The organism is Reyranella sp. (assembly GCF_965228225.1).
In the GTDB taxonomy this organism is placed as follows: Bacteria; Pseudomonadota; Alphaproteobacteria; order Reyranellales; family Reyranellaceae; genus Reyranella.
Genome location: NZ_OZ245801.1, coordinates 5864682 through 5882235, shown reverse-complemented (window position 1 = coordinate 5882235; position 17554 = coordinate 5864682). Strand labels below are relative to the sequence as shown.

The 17554-nt window shown below is 65.4% G+C and carries 16 protein-coding genes; 5 read left to right on the top strand and 11 right to left on the bottom strand.

Features of this window, described 5'->3' with window-relative positions:
- Window positions 1-17 precede the first annotated feature (17 nt).
- The 4 genes from ugpE to ACO07K_RS28500 form a co-directional block, all read right to left on the bottom strand.
- Window positions 18-866: a sn-glycerol-3-phosphate ABC transporter permease UgpE gene (gene ugpE, locus ACO07K_RS28515; protein ID WP_422033786.1), complete on the bottom strand. Its 849-nt coding sequence runs from the start codon at window positions 864-866 to the stop codon at window positions 18-20.
- On the bottom strand, window positions 866-1747 hold the full coding sequence (gene ugpA, locus ACO07K_RS28510) for a sn-glycerol-3-phosphate ABC transporter permease UgpA (protein WP_422017807.1): 882 nt from the start codon (window positions 1745-1747) through the stop codon (window positions 866-868). The genes ugpE and ugpA overlap by 1 nt, the downstream gene beginning before the upstream one ends.
- 92 nt (window positions 1748-1839) lie before the next feature.
- The gene (ugpB, locus tag ACO07K_RS28505; RefSeq protein ID WP_422033785.1) at window positions 1840-3159 is read right to left on the bottom strand and encodes a sn-glycerol-3-phosphate ABC transporter substrate-binding protein UgpB; all 1320 of its coding nucleotides are present in this window, start codon (window positions 3157-3159) and stop codon (window positions 1840-1842) included.
- A gap of 134 nt (window positions 3160-3293) precedes the next feature.
- Window positions 3294-3986 (bottom strand): glycerophosphodiester phosphodiesterase family protein, encoded by a 693-nt coding sequence (locus ACO07K_RS28500; RefSeq protein ID WP_422033784.1) that lies wholly within the window; start codon window positions 3984-3986, stop codon window positions 3294-3296.
- A gap of 51 nt (window positions 3987-4037) precedes the next feature.
- Here ACO07K_RS28500 and ACO07K_RS28495 point away from each other — a divergent pair, with 51 nt between their 5' ends.
- The 5 genes from ACO07K_RS28495 to ACO07K_RS28475 all read left to right on the top strand — a co-directional run bounded on the left by ACO07K_RS28495 (window position 4038) and on the right by ACO07K_RS28475 (window position 9859).
- Window positions 4038-4802 carry an SDR family oxidoreductase gene (locus ACO07K_RS28495; RefSeq protein ID WP_422033783.1) on the top strand — a complete coding sequence of 255 codons (765 nt, stop codon included), beginning with the start codon at window positions 4038-4040 and terminating at the stop codon, window positions 4800-4802.
- Window positions 4802-6217 (top strand): sodium:proton antiporter, encoded by a 1416-nt coding sequence (locus ACO07K_RS28490; RefSeq protein ID WP_422033782.1) that lies wholly within the window; start codon window positions 4802-4804, stop codon window positions 6215-6217. Before ACO07K_RS28495 ends, ACO07K_RS28490 begins: the two co-directional genes overlap by 1 nt.
- 129 nt (window positions 6218-6346) lie before the next feature.
- On the top strand, window positions 6347-6883 hold the full coding sequence (locus ACO07K_RS28485; protein WP_422033781.1) for a TRAP transporter small permease subunit: 537 nt from the start codon (window positions 6347-6349) through the stop codon (window positions 6881-6883).
- Window positions 6884-7004: 121 nt separating this feature from the next.
- Window positions 7005-8612 carry a TRAP transporter large permease gene (locus tag ACO07K_RS28480; protein ID WP_422036719.1) on the top strand — a complete coding sequence of 536 codons (1608 nt, stop codon included), beginning with the start codon at window positions 7005-7007 and terminating at the stop codon, window positions 8610-8612.
- A 227-nt stretch (window positions 8613-8839) separates the two neighbouring features.
- Entirely contained in the window at window positions 8840-9859 is a 1020-nt protein-coding gene (locus ACO07K_RS28475; RefSeq protein WP_422033780.1) for a TonB family protein, read from the top strand.
- Window positions 9860-9872: 13 nt separating this feature from the next.
- Here ACO07K_RS28475 and ACO07K_RS28470 read toward each other — a convergent pair whose 3' ends face one another.
- The 7 genes from ACO07K_RS28470 to ACO07K_RS28440 all read right to left on the bottom strand — a co-directional run bounded on the left by ACO07K_RS28470 (window position 9873) and on the right by ACO07K_RS28440 (window position 17523).
- Entirely contained in the window at window positions 9873-12290 is a 2418-nt protein-coding gene (locus ACO07K_RS28470; RefSeq protein ID WP_422033779.1) for a TonB-dependent siderophore receptor, read from the bottom strand.
- A gap of 111 nt (window positions 12291-12401) precedes the next feature.
- A complete protein-coding gene (locus ACO07K_RS28465) occupies window positions 12402-13364 on the bottom strand; it encodes a FecR family protein (RefSeq protein WP_422033778.1) in 963 nt (320 codons plus the stop codon).
- 49 nt (window positions 13365-13413) lie between these two features.
- The gene (locus ACO07K_RS28460; protein ID WP_422033777.1) at window positions 13414-13923 is read right to left on the bottom strand and encodes a sigma-70 family RNA polymerase sigma factor; all 510 of its coding nucleotides are present in this window, start codon (window positions 13921-13923) and stop codon (window positions 13414-13416) included.
- 189 nt (window positions 13924-14112) lie between these two features.
- Window positions 14113-14247 carry a hypothetical protein gene (locus ACO07K_RS28455; RefSeq protein WP_422033776.1) on the bottom strand — a complete coding sequence of 45 codons (135 nt, stop codon included), beginning with the start codon at window positions 14245-14247 and terminating at the stop codon, window positions 14113-14115.
- Window positions 14248-14319: 72 nt separating this feature from the next.
- Window positions 14320-14700, bottom strand: coding sequence for a nuclear transport factor 2 family protein (locus tag ACO07K_RS28450; RefSeq protein WP_422033775.1), 381 nt, complete (start codon window positions 14698-14700; stop codon window positions 14320-14322).
- 154 nt (window positions 14701-14854) lie between these two features.
- A complete protein-coding gene (locus ACO07K_RS28445) occupies window positions 14855-16297 on the bottom strand; it encodes a homospermidine synthase (protein ID WP_422017831.1) in 1443 nt (480 codons plus the stop codon).
- Window positions 16298-16392: 95 nt separating this feature from the next.
- Window positions 16393-17523, bottom strand: a complete 1131-nt coding sequence (locus tag ACO07K_RS28440; RefSeq protein ID WP_422033774.1) for a type III PLP-dependent enzyme — start codon at window positions 17521-17523, stop codon at window positions 16393-16395.
- Window positions 17524-17554: the final 31 nt, after the last annotated feature.

Below are 17554 nucleotides of genomic sequence, written 5' to 3'. Positions count from 1 at the left end.
CTGCTTCTCCGTCTCGCCTACTTCTCGGTTTCGACCAGGCCGCGCACGAACTGGCGCTGCATGAACACGACCACCAGCACCGGCGGCAGCATGGCGAGCATCGCCATGGCCATCAGCAGGTTCCAGCTCGGCACCGAATCGACCACGTTGGCCTGGCGCGAGACCGTCATGACGACGGTGTAATAGCTTTCCTTGGTCGTGATCAGAAGCGGCCAGAGATACTGGTTCCAGCCGTAGATGAACTGGATCACGAAAAGCGCCGCGATCGAGGTCCGGCTCATCGGCAGCAGGATGTCCCAGAAGAAGCGCATCGGACTCGCGCCGTCGACGCGCGCCGCCTCGGTGAGTTCATCGGGTACACTGAGGAAGAACTGACGAAACAGGAAGGTCGCCGTGGCCGAGGCGATCAAGGGAATGATCAGGCCCGCATAGGAATCGAGCATGCCGAGCGAAGCGACGACCCCGTAGGTCGGCACGATGCGAACCTCGACCGGCAGCATCAGCGTGACGAAGATCGCCCAGAAGAAATACATCCGGCCGGGGAAGCGAAAATAGACGATGGCGAAGGCCGAGGTGATCGAGATCGCGATCTTCCCAATGGCCACGCCCAACGCCATGATCAGGCTGTTGGTGAGCGTCATCATGACCGGTGTGCTGCCGACGCGGCCATAACCCTCGGTCAGCACCTTCGCGTAGTTCTCGATCAGATGCGGGCCTGGCAGCACCGGGATGGGCGACTGCAGCATGGTCTGCTGGCTGTGCGTCGAGGCGACGAACGTCATCCACACCGGGAAGGCGATGATGACCACGCCGAGCAGCACGACGAGGTGGCTCAGCATCGTCAGGAAGGGCCGGTTCTCGACCATCAGTAATGCACCCGGCGCTCGATGAAGCGGAACTGCACGAAGGTGAGCGCGATCACCACGACCATCAGGATCACCGATTGCGCCGAGGAGCCGCCAAGATCCTGTCCGCGGAAGCCGTCGTTGAAGACCTTGAACACCAGGATTTCCGTGGACTTGCCCGGTCCGCCCTTGGTCAGCGAATCGACCACGCCGAAGGTCCCGAAGAAGGCATAGATGATGTTGACGACGAGCAGGAAGAAGCCGACGGGCGAGAGCAGCGGGAAGATGATGTCCCAGAAGCGCCGGCCGGGGCCCGCGCCGTCGATCGCCGCCGCCTCGATCAGCGATTTCGGGATCGACTGCAGGCCGGCCAGGAAGAACAGGAAATTGTAGCTGATCTGGTTCCACACCGCGGCGATGACCACCAGCAGAAGGGCCTGGTTTCCGTTGATCACATAGTTGAATTCGATGCCGATGCCCTGAAGCATCCAGGCGATGATGCCGACCGAGGGATTGAACAGGAAACCCCACAGAACGCCGGCAACAGCCGGCGCCACGGCATAGGGCCAGACGAGGAAGGTCTTGTAGGCGGTGGCCCCGCGGATGACGCGATCGGCCATCACCGCCAGCAGCAGCGAGACACCGAGCCCGATGGCGGCCACCAGGAAGCTGAAGACCACGGTGATCTGCGCCGAGTGGGCGTAGCTGTTGTCCCTGAAGAGCTGGGCGAAGTTCTCGAACCAGACGAACTTGGAATTGCCGCCAAAGACGTCCTCGATCAGCACCGACTGGTAAATCGCCTGGCCCGACGGCCAGAAGAAGAACACCAGCGTGATGATCATCTGCGGCCCCAGCAGAAGGTAGGGCAGCCAGCGTGAGTTGAAGGTGACGCGTTTTTCCATCGAGCTAGTCCGCGGCCCTCCCCCTCCCAGCCTCCCCCGCCGTGCGGGGGAGGTGGTCCGAAGGACCGGAGGGGGAAAGCAACGGCAAGGCTTTACTTATTGGCCGCTTCGAAGCGCTTGAGCTGATCGTTGCCCGCCTTCACGGCGTCGTCGAGCGCGGTCTTCGCGTCCTTCTTGCCCGACCACACGTTCTCGAGCTCGCCGTCGACGATGTCACGGATCTGCACGAAGTTGCCGATGCGCAGGCCCTTGGAATTGGCCGTCGGCGGGTTGAGCGTCAGCTCCTGGACGGCCACTTCGCGGCCCGGGAACTTCTTGTAGAAGCCTTCCTTCTCGGTCGCCTCGGCGGCGGCCAGCGTGATCGGCACGTAGCCCGTCTCCTGATGCCACTTGGCCTGCACCGGCGTGCTGGCGAGGTAGCTCATGAACTTGGCGACGCCCTTGTACTCGCCGGCCGGACGACCCTGCAGCACCCACAGGGTGGCACCGCCGATGATCGAGTTTTGCGGCTTGGGCGCCACGTCAGGCGAGTAAGGCATCATGCCGATGCCGTACTTGCTCGTGCCGCCCAACGCCTTGTCGATGCCCGCGGCCGAGCCGGAGGAGGCGATGTGGAACACGCAGTCGCCGGCGGTGAACAGCGCCGTCGACTTGCCCTCGCGTCCGCCATAGACGAACGTCTTGTCCTTGGTCCAGTCGGCCAGCATCTGGATGAACTTCACGCGGGCCGGATCGTTGAACTTCAGCTCGATATCGATGCCGCCGAAGCCATTGTCCTTCGTGGCGTACGGCAGATTGTGCCAGGCGCCGTAATTCTCGATCATCGTCCAGGTCTGCCACTGCGGCGTGAACCCGCACTTGGCGCCGGCGGCGACCGCCTTCTTGGCCATCTCGCCGAGCTCCGGCCAAGTCTTCGGCGGCGTGTTCGGATCGAGGCCCGCCTTCTGCATCAGCTCCTTGTTCCAGTACAGGACCGGCGTGGAGGAGTTGAACGGCATCGACAGCAGCTTGCCGTCCGGCGTCGAGTAGTAACCATAGACAGGGCCGATATAGGCCTTCGGGTCGAAGGGCTCCTTCGCGTCGGCCATGAGCTGGTAGACCGGATAGACGGCGCCCTTGGCCGCCATCATGTTGGCCGTACCGACTTCGAAGACCTGCACGATGTGCGGCGCCTGCTTGGCGCGGAAGGCGGCGATCGCGGCCGTCAGGGTCTCGGTATAGGAGCCCTTGTAGACCGGGTTCACCTTGTATTCGGTTTGCGACTTGTTGAAGCCCTCGGCGAGGGCGTTGACCGTTTCACCCAGATTGCCGCCCATGGCGTGCCAGAACTGGATCTCGGTCTGGGCGAACGCGGTGGACGCGCTCGCCAGCACCGCCGCGGCGGCGACGGAAGACAGTACAGTCCGTGTCATGTCGATCAATTCTCCCAGAATGAATCCCCGGCGATGTATCGTCGGGCCGCAAGACTGCGATGTGTCTCTTTTGTTGCGGTCTGATGACAGAACACCAAGACTGCGCAGCGAGCGCAACCCCCAAATGGTCGAACCTACTGGAGGGCGGCCAGGATCACGTCGGGCGCGTCGCTGATGACGCACTGCACACCCATGCCCACCAGCGCCCGAGCCACGTCCCCGTCGTTGATCGTGTAGACGCTCAGCACGTAGCCGGCCTTGCGGATCTCGACCGCGCGGACCGCCGTCAGGCGCTTGCCGTTGGTGTTGATGCCGGCCGCCGCCACCGCTTCGGCGCGCGCCCGCCAGTCGTCGTTAATCTCGTCGATCAGCAGCGCCCGCGCAAATTCCGGTGCGGCCTCGCGGGCGGCGGCGAGGGAGAGGTCCCTGAAGCTCGACAGCAGCGGCGCCGGCAGCGCGGCCGGCCAGAGGCGGCGCAGGGTGTCGACGGTGACCCGCGCGGTCTCGGCTTCGCGGCCCTCGCAGGGCTTGATCTCGACATTGCAGCCCAGGCCCAGCTCGCCGAAGCAGGCGATGGCCTGCTCGAAGGTCGGCACCGACGGCGGCAGCTCGGCCGCGCGCATCTCGGACGCGAGCCGGTCGACCCCGGTCGTCCGTTTCAGCGACGAATCGTGCATCACGATGGGCACGCCGTCGGCCGTCAGCTTGACGTCGATCTCAACCCAGGTCGCGCCGCGGCGATGGGCTTCGCGGAACGAGTCCAGCGTGTTTTCCGGGGCATAGGCCATGGCGCCGCGATGGCCGATCACTTTAGGCAGTTGCAGCATATGCGAATCCAAAGCTAAGTCGGCTGTCGCAATAGCCGAATGTCCCGATACATGTCGACCTTTCCGGAGAAGTTCCGCCTCGACGGCCGCACCGCGCTGATCACCGGATCGGCCCGTGGCCTGGGCTGGGAGATGGCCAAGGGCCTCGCCGAGGCGGGCGCCCGGGTGCTGCTGCACGGCCGCTCGCAGGAGACGCTGGCGCTGCGGCTGGCCGAACTGCGCGTCGCCGGACGGGCGGCCGACGCGGTGGCGTTCGAGATGGCCGATCGAGCTGCCATGAAGCTGGCCCTTGCCACGGCCGGACCGATCGACATCCTGATCCATAATGTCGGCGAACGGGACCGCCGCCCCTTCACCGAGATCGGGTCCGACGATTTCGCGCGCCTCATCGACACCGATCTGTCGGCGGGCGAGGCGCTGATCCGTCAGCTCGTGCCGGGCATGGTCGAACGCGGCTGGGGACGGCTCATTCTCGTGACCTCGATCGCCGCGACGCTGGCCGCGCCCGGCGCGTCGTCCTACATCGCCGCCAAGGCGGGCCTCGAAGCCCTCGCCCGCGCGCTGGCCTCGGAGCTCGGCGCCACCGGGGTCACCTCCAATGCCCTCTCACCCGGATTCTTCGCGACCGAGACCAACGAGGCGCTGATCGATTCGGCAGCCGGGGAACGGCTGCGGCTGCGCTGCCCGGCCAAACGCTGGGCCGACCCTTCGGAAATAGCCGGCGCGGCTATCTTCCTTGCCTCTCCTGCCGCAAGCTACGTCAACGGCCATACCCTCACCGTCGACGGCGGTGTCACTGCAACCTACGTGGGCTGATGAAACTCCGGCACCTTCTCCCTGGCCTGCTCACCTTTGCCTTCGCGCTGCCGGCCCTGGCCGCGGGGGCCGACGCCCCGGCGATCGACGGACGCCAGCTCAGCCTCGCCTGGATGATCCCGTTTGCCGGCATCCTCCTGTCGATCGCGATCATGCCGCTCGCCGCGCCGAGCTTCTGGCATCATCATTTCGGCAAGGTGTCCGCCGCCTGGGCGGCGCTGATCATCATTCCCTTCGCGCTGATTCACGGTGTCCCGACCGCCGTCTACGAGGTCGTCCACCTCCTGCTGCTCGACTACATCCCCTTCATCGTCCTGCTGACGGCGCTGTTCACCGTGACCGGGGGCATCCACATCAAGGGCAACCTGCACGGCTCGCCGTCGATGAACACGGCCCTGCTGGCGATCGGCACGGTGCTGGCGGGCTGGATGGGCACGACCGGGGCCTCGATGCTGCTGATCCGGCCCGTGATCCGCGCCAACGACGATCGCCGGCACAAGATCCACGTCTTCGTGTTCTTCATCTTCCTGGTCTCGAACATCGGCGGTGCACTGACGCCGCTCGGCGACCCGCCGCTGTTCCTGGGCTTCCTCAAGGGCGTCAGCTTCTTCTGGACGACGACGCACCTGTTCTCGGAGATGCTGGTCTGCGCCATCGTGCTGCTGGCATTGTTCTACGCACTCGATAGCTACTGGTACCGCAAGGAGGGCCGGCCGAAGCGCGACCCGACGCCGGAAACGCCGGTGCGGATCGAGGGCGGCGTCAACATCATCCTGTTGGCGGTCATCGTCGGGGCGGTGCTGGCAAGCGGCACCTGGAAGCCCGACATCCATTTCACGGTCTTCCACGTCACGCTCGAACTGCAGAACGTCCTGCGCGACCTGATTCTGGTGGCCATCTGCTTCCTGTCGCTGCGACTGACGTCGCGGGCGTCCCGTCTCGACAACGGGTTCAGCTGGGCTCCCATGCTCGAGGTCGCCAAGCTGTTCGCCGGAATCTTCATCACCATCGCGCCGGCGCTGGCCATCCTGCGGGCCGGCAAGGACGGCGTGCTGGCGCCGCTGGTCGCCCTGGTGACGGGCCCCGATGGCCAGCCCAACGACGTCTGGTACTTCTGGCTGACCGGCGTCCTGTCGAGCTTCCTCGACAATGCGCCGACCTATCTGGTCTTCTTCAACCTGGCCGGCGGCGATCCCACCGTGTTGATGGGGGCCCTTGCCAGCACCCTGGCCGCCATTTCCTGCGGCGCGGTTTTCATGGGCGCCAACAGCTACATCGGCAACGCCCCGAACTTCATGGTCAAGGCGGTGGTCGAGGAGGCCGGCATCCGGATGCCGAGCTTCTTCGGCTACATGGCCTGGTCGTGCGGCATTCTCCTTCCGCTTTTCGTGTTGCTCACTTTGATCTTCTTCTGACGCGGAGCGACGCGTCGCACATCAATTCGCAGTTCTGCCCTTCGGATTTTCTGGCACCGGGAAAAATTGGCATTAGAATGGTTAGTGGCTGACAAAAAAATAAGCGTGGACAGGGGGAGGCTTCGAGACATGGCCGCACTTCTCAAATTGAGTGCCGCGATCGACCGCATAACGGAATTCGTCGGGCGCACGCTGTACTGGCTGATCCTCGTCATGGTGCTGGTCAGCACCCTGAACGCCATTTCCCGCAAATTCCTGAACGTCAGTTCCAACGGCTGGCTCGAACTCCAGTGGTACATGTTCGCCGCCGTCTTCATGGGCTGCGCCGGCTATGCGCTCCTACGCAAGGAGCACATCCGCATCGACATCATCGCCAGTCACCTGTCCGATCGGGCCAACCATCGCATCGCCCTGTTCGGCCATATCTTCTTCCTCGTGCCGCTCTGCCTGATCATGATCTATTTCTGCTGGCCCTACTTCCTGGAGTCGGTGCGGATCAACGAGCATTCGAGCAATGCCGGCGGCCTGGTCCGCTGGCCGGTCAAGCTGATCATGGTCGTCGGCTTCGCCCTGCTGCTGATGCAGGGCATCTCGGAAATCATCAAGCAGGTGGGCGTGATGCTCGGGGTCTATGTCGACCCGCGCACCGCACCCTCGTCCCACTGAGGCCCGCGCCATGAAAATTCTCCGCGGGATCTTCTATCTCTTCCTCGTCTTCATCGCCGTTCTGGTGGTGTCTTCCTTCTTTGCGCCGCAAAGCGTGCTCGCGGGCTGGGTCAAGGCCGAGATGGCCCCGATCATGTTCGTGTCGCTGATCTTCTTCCTGCTGCTCGGCTACCCGGTCGCCTTTTCGTTGAGCGCGCTGGGACTGCTCTACGCAATCGTCGGCATCGAACTGGGCCTGTTCACGCCCAACCTGATGCAGGCGCTGCCCAATCGGCTCTATGGCGTGATCGAGAACGAGACCCTTCTGGCGATCCCGTTCTTCACCTTCATGGGACTGATCCTCGAACGCTCCGGCATGGCCGAGGATCTGCTCGACACGATCGGCCAGCTGTTCGGACCGCTGCCGGGCGGCCTCGCCTATGCGGTCATCTTCGTCGGCGCGCTGCTGGCGGCGACGACCGGCGTGGTGGCGGCGTCCGTGATCTCCATGGGCCTGATCTCGCTGCCGATCATGCTGCGCTACGGCTACGACCGGAAACTCGCGTCCGGCGTCATCGCGGCCTCGGGCACCCTGGCCCAGATCATTCCGCCCAGCATCGTGCTGATCGTGCTGGCCGACCAGCTCGGCCGGTCGGTCGGCGACATGTACAAGGGCGCCATCATTCCGGGCTTCGTCCTCACCGGACTGTATGTCGGCTACGTCTTTTCGCGGACGATCTTCACGCGCGGCGTCGCGCCGGCGCTGCCGCCGGAAGCCCGTCAGCTCAAGGAGGACAATGGCAGCGCCGGCTATACGTCCCTGCTGGTGCTCGTGGTCTGCGTCGTGGCAGCCAGCCTGGTGCTGGCGCACGTACTGCACTGGGAGGGTATCTGGGCCGCGTCCCTGTCGGGCCTGGTCGCCTATGGGCTGGCCGTCGCCAACCGCGCCTTCAAGCTCGGACTGCTGAGCCGGCTCGCCCAGCAGGTCGTCATCGTGATGATGCCGCCGCTGGCGCTGATCTTCCTGGTGCTGGGCACGATCTTCATCGGTCTAGCGACCCCGACCGAGGGCGGAGCGATGGGAGCCACCGGCGCAGTGCTCCTCGCACTGGCCAACCGACGACTGGATTTCGCCCTGTTGCGGCAGGCGATGGACGTGACGGCCAAGCTCACGGCCTTCGTCATTTTCATCCTGGTGGGTGCGCGCGTCTTCAGCCTGAGCTTCTACGGTGTGAACGGCGACCAGTGGGTCGAGCACCTGCTTCTGGGATTGCCCGGCGGCGCCGTCGGCTTCCTCATCGCCGTCAACATCCTGATCTTCCTGCTGGCCTTCTTCCTCGACTTCTTCGAACTGGCGTTCATCATCATTCCGCTGCTCGCCAAGCCGGCCGAAGCCCTGGGCATCGACCTCATATGGTTCGGCGTTCTGCTGGGCGTGAACATGCAGACCTCGTTCATGCACCCGCCCTTCGGCTTCGCCTTGTTCTACCTGAGGTCCGTCGCCCCCGAAGGCAGCTATGTCGACAAGGTCACGGGCAAGCTGATGGACGGCGTCACCACGGCGCAGATCTATTGGGGCGCAGTGCCGTTCGTGTGCATCCAGGTCGTCATGGTCGCGCTGGTCATCGCCTTTCCCGGCATGGTCACCTCAAGCCTCGACAAGGGCACCGGCGTCGATCCCAGCAAGGTGACGATCGAGATCCAGGCGCCGCCCTCCGTCGACGACGCCCCGCCGATCTCGTTCAAGTAGCCTCGATGCGAAGGTCCTGCCCGGGCGGCCGGGCGGGACCTGCCGCGACTGCACCCGGCCGCCGCAATCCGACCTCAATTCCACCGCTATGACGGACAACAAACCGCAGGATCAGAGCGGCGCCTTTCTATAGGGTATCGCCTGCCCCGGCCTCAGGCAGTCCCCCGGCCCTCGCTCCCGCTCCGAGGACGCCATGCATCGGGGAAAAAAGCTGTAGAACCCGCCTCGTGGCCCACGCCGTCAGCGCCTTCTCCTACCGGTCAGACCGCATCTCACCCGTCGCGCTCGCGTTGGCGATCCTTCTGCATGCGCTCGTGGCGGCGGCCCTCTGGTGGCTCGCCCATCAGAAGCCGCCGATGCCGCCGGTCGAGGAAGCCATCACCGTCTCGTTCGAACAGCCCAAGGCTCCAGAACCGCCCGCGCCCGAGCCACCTCCGCTGCCACCCGCAGCCCAGCCTCGTCCGGTTCCAGTCCCCCAGGCCCAGCCGCCGGTCATTCCCGGCGTGCGCCCTCCCGCGCCCGTCACCGCGGACCGGCCGACCCAGGCACCGCCCACCAGCCAGGTATCGAAGCAACCGCCCGCGCCCCCGCCGCCGCCCGAGAGCAAGGCGGAGCCGAATCTCCCCGCCGAACCCGAGGTCGCGCCGCCACCCCCCGCGCCGCCCGTCGAGGCCCGCGCGGAACCGCCGACGGAACAGGGGCTGAAAGCGGGGCCAACACCCCCTCCCCAGAAGGCGGCTCCCGCGCCGCCGGCCAAGCCGGCCGAGCCCACCCCGGCACCCAAACCCATGCCACAACAGCAAGCGCTCGCGACGCCGCCCCGGCCGCCATCGCCTGCTCCGAAACCCGAGCTGAAACCCTCGCCGCTTTCGACGGCACCCTCGCAGCGGGCGCCCTCCGCCTCCTCCGCCGAGCCGCCGACGCAGCATCGATTCGTCAATCCTTCTGACACCTATGCGCGCGCCAAGGTCGCGGACAATTATCTCTCCGAGGTTCTGCGCAAGATCGTGGGCTACCGCTACACGTCGAACACTCAGATGCGACGGGGCGTGACGGTCGTGCGGATCGTCATCGCCCGCGACGGCCGCCTGCTCGGCGCCACCGTCATCAGTTCGAGCGGCGAACCGGATTTCGACGAGGGCGTGTTGGCCGGCGTCCGCGCCGGCGCGCCCTACTCGCCGCTGCCCGACAATATCAAGGGCGCCAGCGCCCCCTTCGATCTGCCGCTGGTCTCGGTCAGGCGTTGATGACGGGCCTCGGTTAGAAATCCGCGCTGAGCGACAGCAGGAACGTGCGGGGGGCTCCCATCGACAGGCCGTAGGTCGAGTTGGCCGAGGCCCAATAGTTCAGGTCGAAGAGATTCTCGACATTGAAGCGCAGCGACAGCGGCTTTCCGTCCGCCCGATCGAAGGTGTAGCGCACGCCCGCATCGAAGCGCGTCCAGGCCGGCACGCTCTGCGTGTTGGCCGGATCGAGATACTGTGCACTGGTGTAGATCGCGCGGCCCGAGAAGGTGAGTCCGCGCAGGAACGAGGCGTCCCATTCGGCGCCGAGATTGAGCTGCACGCCGGGCACGCCCGTCGCCGTCTTGCCGCTGGTCAGCGCCGAGCCGGTATTGACCAGCACGCCATTGGTGAGCGCCAGTCCGCCCAGCACCCGCAAGCCGGAGAGAGGCTCGCCGAACACGTTGATCTCGATGCCCTGGTTGCGCTGCATCCCGTCGACGCTGAACGCGGCGGTCGTCGGGTTGGTGATGCCGACGGGCTGCTCGATCTGGAACACGGCCAGCGTCGTGGTCAGGCGACCGAAGTCGACCTTCACCCCCAGCTCGAATTGCGTCGACTTGACGGGCGCGAACACCTGACCGGCATTGGCGGTGCCGGCCGGCGCGGTGGGTCCCTGCTGCAATCCCTGCATGTAGTTGCCGTACACGGATACGTTCTGCCAGGGCTTCGCGATGAAGCCGACGCCCGGCGTCACCGCGCTCTGGTCGTAGCTCGTGGTCACCGCACCGGCGGCGTTGAAGTTGTCGATCCGCACGCGCTGGTAGCGGCCGCCGAGGATGAGCTGGATCCGTTCGTCGGCAGCCGAGACCACGTCGGCGAAAGCCAGGCTCGTCAGTTCGCGGTCATTGACCTTCGGCGGCGACGGCAGGGTGACGTTGGGATTGTTGACGAAGGTCGGCAGGTAGAGATTGGACCGCGTGTTGAGGATGGGCGAGTAGAGCGAATAGCCCGTCCCCGCCAGCCGGGTGCCGGTGAGCGACAGGGAATGATCGAGCAATCCCGTGCGCAGCCGGCCGCGAATCCCGAGCTCCTGTGTGTTCAGGTCGGTCCGCGACGGGAACGTCGCCACCGTGTCGACCAGGTTTCCGTTCGCGTTGTTGACGTTGGCGAAGCCCGTCAGGCCTTCGAACCGGTTGGTCCGCGCTCCCGCGCCGCCGAAAACCGTCCAGTCCGCCGAGATGTCGAACTCGGCCCGCGCGACGCCGAAGATGTCCTCCGTGTTGACGAAGGTCCAGGGCTGGAACCAGTTGGCGCGTCCGCCGGGCGCCAGCGGCACGGCAATCCCTGCCGCGACATAGGTCGGACGTTGCGGCGCGTTGAAGTTCTGCTTCTGGTAGCCGAAGTCGAGCGAGGCGCGGAAGCGCTCGCCGCGGAAGTCCGCGCCGAACACCGACGCGATGATCTCCTGGGTCTGGCGATCGACGGGCGTATCGCCCGCGCGAAAGACGCCGTTGTAGCGAAGCCCGAACACCTTGTCGTCGCCGTAGCGCCGGCCGAAGTCGAAGTTGCCGCCGAACTGACCGCTGGAGAAGTAGCTGGCGGTAAGCCGCGTGAGGTCCTCGTTCGCCGCACGCTTCGGTACGAGGTTGACCACACCGCCGATACTGCCGAACGGGGCCATGCCGTTCAGCATCGCACTGGTGCCCTTCAACACTTCGACACGTTCGAGATATTCCGGCGTCACGGTCAGCGCTGGCGCCGCACCGAACATGCCATTGAACGCGAAATCCTGGTTACTCAGCGGAAAGCCGCGCACGACGAGCGGCGTGGTGTAGCTGACCGCGGGCCACGAAATGCGCACGGAGGGATCATTGGCGACGACGTCGGCAATGCTGCGCGCCTGCTGGTCGCGGATCAGCTGCGCGGTATAGCTGGTTTGGTTGAACGGCGTGTCCATCACGTCCCGCTCGCCGAGCAGACCGACCTGCGATCCCTTGCCGACCTGCCCGCCGGCATAGGGGGGCGGAAGGTTGTCGATCAGGGCCTGCGGCGGGGCGGAATATCCCTGCACCTGCACGGCATCGAGTTGCAGCGCCCCCGACGACACGTTCGGCTTCTGCAGCGTCAATGTGTTGCCCATGATGCGCGGGACCAACCCTGTGCCGTTCAACAGTCGCTCCAGCGCGACGTCGATGGCGAGAGTCCCCGTGACACCAGCCGTCGTGATCCCCTTCACGATCGCCGGATCGACCGAGACCTGAAGCCCGGCCTGCCGGCCGAACAGCGTGAGCGCGTTGCCGAGAGGGCCTGCGGGAACGGCGAACGTGCGCTGTTCTCTCGCTTGCGCCGCGTCTGTGGCCGGAAGGGCCTGTGCCCAAACACCCTTGGACGACAGAGCCACGGCCGGCAGAGCCGCAAGTCCCAGAAGCAACGCCAGCCTCGATATCATCATGATCCCCCGCTTCGGGATCACGCGTGCCTGCGCCGCGAAGCGCGATCCCGTGCGAGGAGAACGTCGGCGCTCTTCGACTTTTCACGGGAAAAATAGTGTCGGCGAATTTCTTCAGTTGGCCGAGACGATGACGAGCCACGGCGACACCTGCGTCACGCCGATGTCGCCGTGAGCACGGCCCAGGGCACGCAGGGCCTCGACGGGTTCATGCAACCGATAGACGCCGGTCACGCGCCGCCGGGCGACGGAGTCACTGGCGATGACGATCACGCCGTTGAAGTAGGGACGAAGCTCCTTCACCACATTGGCAATGGGCTGATCGTGGGCAACGATCTCGCCGTGTCGCCACAGGCCGATCTCGCTCTCGGCTCGAATGCCGTCGCGCAGGCCGCCCGTGGCCTCGACCTGGAGCCAGCGTCCGGCGACCAGGACGCGTGAGAGAGCGCCATGATCGACGCGAACGCGGCCTTCCGCGACCGCGACGGCAGTCTCCGTCCCGTCCAGCCGAACCTCGAACGCCGTCCCGAGCACGGTAGCGCGCACGTCCTTGGCTTCCACCTGGAACGGACGCTCGGGGTCGGGAGTCACCCGAAAGAACGCCTGCCCCGCCAGGAGGCGCACCTCACGCCGTCCTTCCTTCAGCGACACGTCGATACCGCTCAGGGGCGCGAGTTCGACGGAGCTTCCGTCCGCCAGTTTCACTTCGCGCCGCTCGCCGGCCGCGGTCGCGAAGTCCGCCTCCAGCCTGAGCATCCATCCCGGCAGGAAGAGCGCCGCAGCGAAGGCGGCCAGCGCGATCCCGGCACCGGCGACGAACAGGCCGGCCACGCGTTTCCGCCGGAGCCGGAGGACCGGCTCGGCGGCCACCTGCGGGCGCCGCGCGAGCGGTTCGCCGATCAGGTCGAAGGTCTGCGAGATCTCCGCCCACGCGGTTTCGTGGGACGGCGCCGCGGCCCGCCAGGCCGCAAAACGAGCCTCGATGTCCCGATCGTCCGGCGACTCGCGCAAACGGACCAGCCACTCGGCCGCTTCGTCGGACGCACGTTCGCGATCAGCCTCGGATGTCACCGCCATGTACTTCTAAACGCCCGGCACTCGAAATTTTCAAGGATTACTCGGAGCGTCAATTTCTGCGGTCGAGACGCTTCTGACAATGTCGGACGCCCTGCACCACCAGCTTGTGGGCGAGACCGATCGAGATGCCGAGATGGGCCGCAATGTCCTTCAGTCTCGCATCCTCGAGCCGGTACATCCGCAGCGCGATCCGCGTGCGCTCCGGCAATTCCGCCAGCGCCTCATTGAGGATCGCGAGTTGCTCGCGGTGCAGGGAATGCGCCTCGGGTGACGGGCTGGTCGACGGACGCTCCTCGATCGTCGCCCGATCGGCCTGTGGGGCGAAGACACGGCTCTCACGGGCCGCCTTCCGTCTTCCGTCGAGCGCCAGGTTGCGGACGATCCGGTAGAGATAGCTCACCGGATCGTGCAGAAAACGCCCGCTCCAGGCGCCATTGAAACGCAGCCATGCCTCCTGGACGACATCCTCGGCAAGCGCCTTGGAGCCGACGATGGCCGCCGCATACTCGATCAGCGCACCGCGATGCTCGATGTAGAGATCCGTCGTTTCAGAAGACACCAGCGCACTCGAAGGCCCGACCAGCGATCAGGTGTATCGCAATTGCGAACTATTCGCAAATACACCTGATCGCTGGTCGGCCCGGGAGTCCGGTCACACCACCCGGAAGTTCTTGAACTGCCAGGGGTCGGACTTGTCGAGGTCCTCGGGGAAGAGGTCGCCACGGCCCCGCAGTGGGGTCCAGTCGCTCTACTTGCCGACGACCGGGCCGAGATAGGGCATGCAGATCTCGAGGTTGCGCTGAAAGCGCCTCCCGCCGGCCTCGACGATTCCCTCGTTGGGATTCTCCAGCGCCCAGATGATGCCCGAGAGCACCGGCGCCACGACCTGGATCGAGGCCTCGTCGTTGCAAGGCGCGAGCCTGTGGGCCTCGGGCTCAGGGATGAGATGGGGCAGTCATGTCGTTGGCGGATCAAGCAAGACCCAAAGTCGAGAGATCTTGCCATTCTCGACTTCTGCAACGTCCGTTCCTGTCACAGTAACAGGACCATCCTTGGGCCCGGCTTGCCAGCGCAGGCTTCCCATTCCGTGATGTCCAACGGCCGGCGCAGAAGCCGCGAAGCTGAACGTGGGCCCGAATTGCTCCAACAGCTTGCCCGCAACGTCGGAGATCGCCGCGCGCCCCGTGACGACGTTATCGGGTTCGTACATCACCGGCTCCGCGACGAAGAGCTCGGCGACGGCAGCCGCGCGCTTCGAAGCGTCACGCTCGCTGAAAACGCGCTCAAGATTGGAACGCAGCAGAAATTCGTAGTCGACTTTTTGCGCGTCGCTCATTGTCTCCCGCCCTCGCATCTCAGTCCGCAGGCCCTGTCGGATACATCGAGCAAGATATGTGCCCTACGTATCGACACGACCTGAAAGTTCATCCTGGCAGGCGAGTTGGCGAGCCGCCTCGTCACCCAGAGTCGAGCGCCGATGAAACGCTCGGTCACACCACCCGGAAGTTCTTGAACTGCCAGGGATCGGACTTGTCGAGATCCTCGGGGAAGAGGTCGCCGCGGCCCTGCAGCGGGGTCCAGTCGCTGTACTTGCCGACGACCGGGCCGAGATAGGGCATGCAGATCTCGAGGTTGCGCTGGAAGTCCATCTCGTCGGCCTCGACGATGCCCTCGTTCGGGTTCTCGAGCGCCCAGATGATGCCCGAGAGCACCGGCGCCACGACCTGGATCGAGGTCGCGTTGTTGTAGGGCGCGAGCTTGCGCGCCTCGTTGATGTCGATCTGCGAGCCGTACCAGTAGGCGCCCTTCTTGTGGCCCATCAGCAGCACGCCGAGTTCGTCGCGTCCCGACGTGACCTCGTCGACGATCAGGCGCTGGCGCTTCTGCTGCTTCAGGTTCTTGCCTGCCAGTTCGTGCATCGACATGATCGCCTGGTCGCATGGGTGATAGGCGTAGTGCACGGTCGGGCGATAGACGGCCTTCTTGCCGTCATGCACCGTCAGGTAGTCGGCGATCGAAATCGATTCGTTGTGCGTGATGATGTAGCCGTGGAACGGCCCCTCGATCGGCGTCCAGGTGCGCACCTGGGTGAGCAGGCCCGGACGGTTCAGGTAGATCGCGGCGTCGCAGCCGAAGGTGTGGCGCTTGCCGTCGGGCGGCAGTGTCTTCTCGTGCGTGCCCCAGCCCATCTCGGCGGGCTGGCCGCCCTCGGAGACGAAGCCGTCGATCGACCAGGTGTTGACGAACTCGCCCACTTCCTTCGGCTTGGGCGAGACCTGCGTGTCGCGCTCGGCGATGTGGATCACCTTCACGCCCAGGCGCTGGGCGAGCTTGCCCCAGCCCTCGCGCGTGGTCGGCACCGCGGCCTTCACGCCGGTGTCGCGGGCCACGTTCATCAGGGCCTGCTTGGTAAAGTGCGAGACCAGGCCCGGATTGGCGCCATGGGCGACCACCGCCGTCGAGCCGCCCTTGTGACGGGCCTTGAGCTTCATCATCGTGTCGCGCAGCGCATAGTTCGAACGGCGCGAGACCGAGAGGTTGGGATCGGAATAGCCGCCCGGCCACGGCTCGATGCAGGTGTCGAGATACAGCACGCCTTTCTTCTGGCAGAGCTCGATCAGCGCCGTCGAGGCGACCTCGACCGAGAGATTGACCAGGAAATCGCCCTGGCCCAGCCGGTTGTCGAGCGTCGAGCGGACGTTGGACTCGGTCAGGCGCTTCTCGACGAATTCGACACCGAAGCGCTCGGCCTCGTCCTCGCCGCCGCGCATGTCGTCGGTGATGATGGTGATCTGCTCGGGCTTGATGCCGATATGGCGAAGGATCAGCGGCAGCACGCCCTGGCCGATCGAGCCGAAGCCCACCATGACCATGCGGCCATGGAAATCGAGGTACTTCTTCGTCGAGGGCTTGCGCGCAGTCTTCTTCGCCATTTCAGCGTCCCCGTTCCTTTGTTGAGCAGTCAGTAAAAACAGCAACGGGGCCTTTCTCAAGGCCCCGTCGTTCCGTACGCCCGAATTGTGTCAGTTCAGATGCAGACCGCCTTGAGCGGCGCGAAGCCGTTGAACGCGACCGAGGAGTAGGTCGTCGTATAGGCGCCGGTCGAGAGAATCTCGACCTTGTCGCCCGGCTTCAGGGACAGAGGCATTTTGTACTCCGTCTTTTCATAGAGGATATCGGCGGAGTCGCAGGTCGGGCCGGCCAGCACCACCGGGCCCATGCGCGTGCCCTCGCCGGGCGTGCGCAGCCGGTACTTGATGCTCTCGTCCATCGTCTCGGCGAGGCCCGAGAACTTGCCGATGTCGAGATAGACCCAGCGCTTGCGGTCGCCGGCAGCCTTGCGCGAGACCAGAACGACCTCGCTCTGGATCACGCCGGCATCGCCCACCATGGAACGGCCCGGCTCGATGATGACCTCGGGCATGCGGTTGCCGAAGTGGCGCACCAGCGCGCGGGTCACGGCGTCGCAATAAGCCTCGATGCCGCTCACCTCGGAGCGATAGCGCGCCGGGAAGCCGCCGCCCAGATTGACCATACGCAGGTCGACCCCGGCTTCGGCCAGCGCGAAGAACATCTGCGAAACCTGGCCCAGCGCCTTGTCCCACTGATCGAGGTCGGTCTGCTGGCTGCCGACATGGAAGGAGATGCCATAGGCGTCGAGGCCCCAGTCCTTGGCCTTGCGCAGCAGGTCCTTCGCCATCTCCGGCGCGCAGCCGAACTTCTTGCTGAGCGGCCATTCGGCGCCGCCGCAATCGACCAGCACGCGGCAGAAGACGCGGGCGCCGGGCGCCACGCGGGCGAGCTTCTGCAGCTCCGCCTCGCTGTCGAAGGCGAACAGGCGCACGCCCTGCTGGTAGGCCCAGGCGATGTCCTTTTCCTTCTTGATCGTGTTGCCGAAGGAGACGCGGTCCATCGCGACGCCGGTCGCCTGGATCATCTCGATCTCGCCGCGGCTCGCCGTGTCGAACTTGGAACCCGCCGAGGCCAGACGAGCCAGCACCTGTGCGGCCGGGTTGGCTTTCACGGCGTAGAAAATGTGCGCCGTCGGCAGCAGCTCGCGCATGCGGCGGAAGTTGTTCTCGACCACGTCGAGGTCGATCACGAGGCAGGGGGTCTCGGGCTGCTGCTCGCGGAGATAACGGTAAATACGCTCGGTCATCGCTGGGGGGTTCCCCGTCTGGATAGTCAGC

Bases quoted from the DNA above. Each gene is read 5' to 3' on its own strand.
- ACO07K_RS28495 (WP_422033783.1), top strand. From the start codon at position 4,038: ATGTCGACCTTTCCGGAGAAGTTCCGCCTCGACGGCCGCACCGCGCTG.
- ACO07K_RS28490 (WP_422033782.1), top strand. From the start codon at position 4,802: ATGAAACTCCGGCACCTTCTCCCTGGCCTGCTCACCTTTGCCTTCGCG.
- ACO07K_RS28440 (WP_422033774.1), bottom strand. From the start codon at position 17,523: ATGACCGAGCGTATTTACCGTTATCTCCGCGAGCAGCAGCCCGAGACC.
- ugpE (WP_422033786.1), bottom strand. From the start codon at position 866: ATGGTCGAGAACCGGCCCTTCCTGACGATGCTGAGCCACCTCGTCGTG.
- ugpB (WP_422033785.1), bottom strand. From the start codon at position 3,159: ATGACACGGACTGTACTGTCTTCCGTCGCCGCCGCGGCGGTGCTGGCG.
- ACO07K_RS28450 (WP_422033775.1), bottom strand. From the start codon at position 14,700: ATGAGCGACGCGCAAAAAGTCGACTACGAATTTCTGCTGCGTTCCAAT.
- ACO07K_RS28470 (WP_422033779.1), bottom strand. From the start codon at position 12,290: ATGATGATATCGAGGCTGGCGTTGCTTCTGGGACTTGCGGCTCTGCCG.
- ACO07K_RS28485 (WP_422033781.1), top strand. From the start codon at position 6,347: ATGGCCGCACTTCTCAAATTGAGTGCCGCGATCGACCGCATAACGGAA.
- ACO07K_RS28480 (WP_422036719.1), top strand. From the start codon at position 7,005: ATGGCCCCGATCATGTTCGTGTCGCTGATCTTCTTCCTGCTGCTCGGC.
- ACO07K_RS28465 (WP_422033778.1), bottom strand. From the start codon at position 13,364: ATGGCGGTGACATCCGAGGCTGATCGCGAACGTGCGTCCGACGAAGCG.
- ugpA (WP_422017807.1), bottom strand. From the start codon at position 1,747: ATGGAAAAACGCGTCACCTTCAACTCACGCTGGCTGCCCTACCTTCTG.
- ACO07K_RS28500 (WP_422033784.1), bottom strand. From the start codon at position 3,986: ATGCTGCAACTGCCTAAAGTGATCGGCCATCGCGGCGCCATGGCCTAT.
- ACO07K_RS28445 (WP_422017831.1), bottom strand. From the start codon at position 16,297: ATGGCGAAGAAGACTGCGCGCAAGCCCTCGACGAAGAAGTACCTCGAT.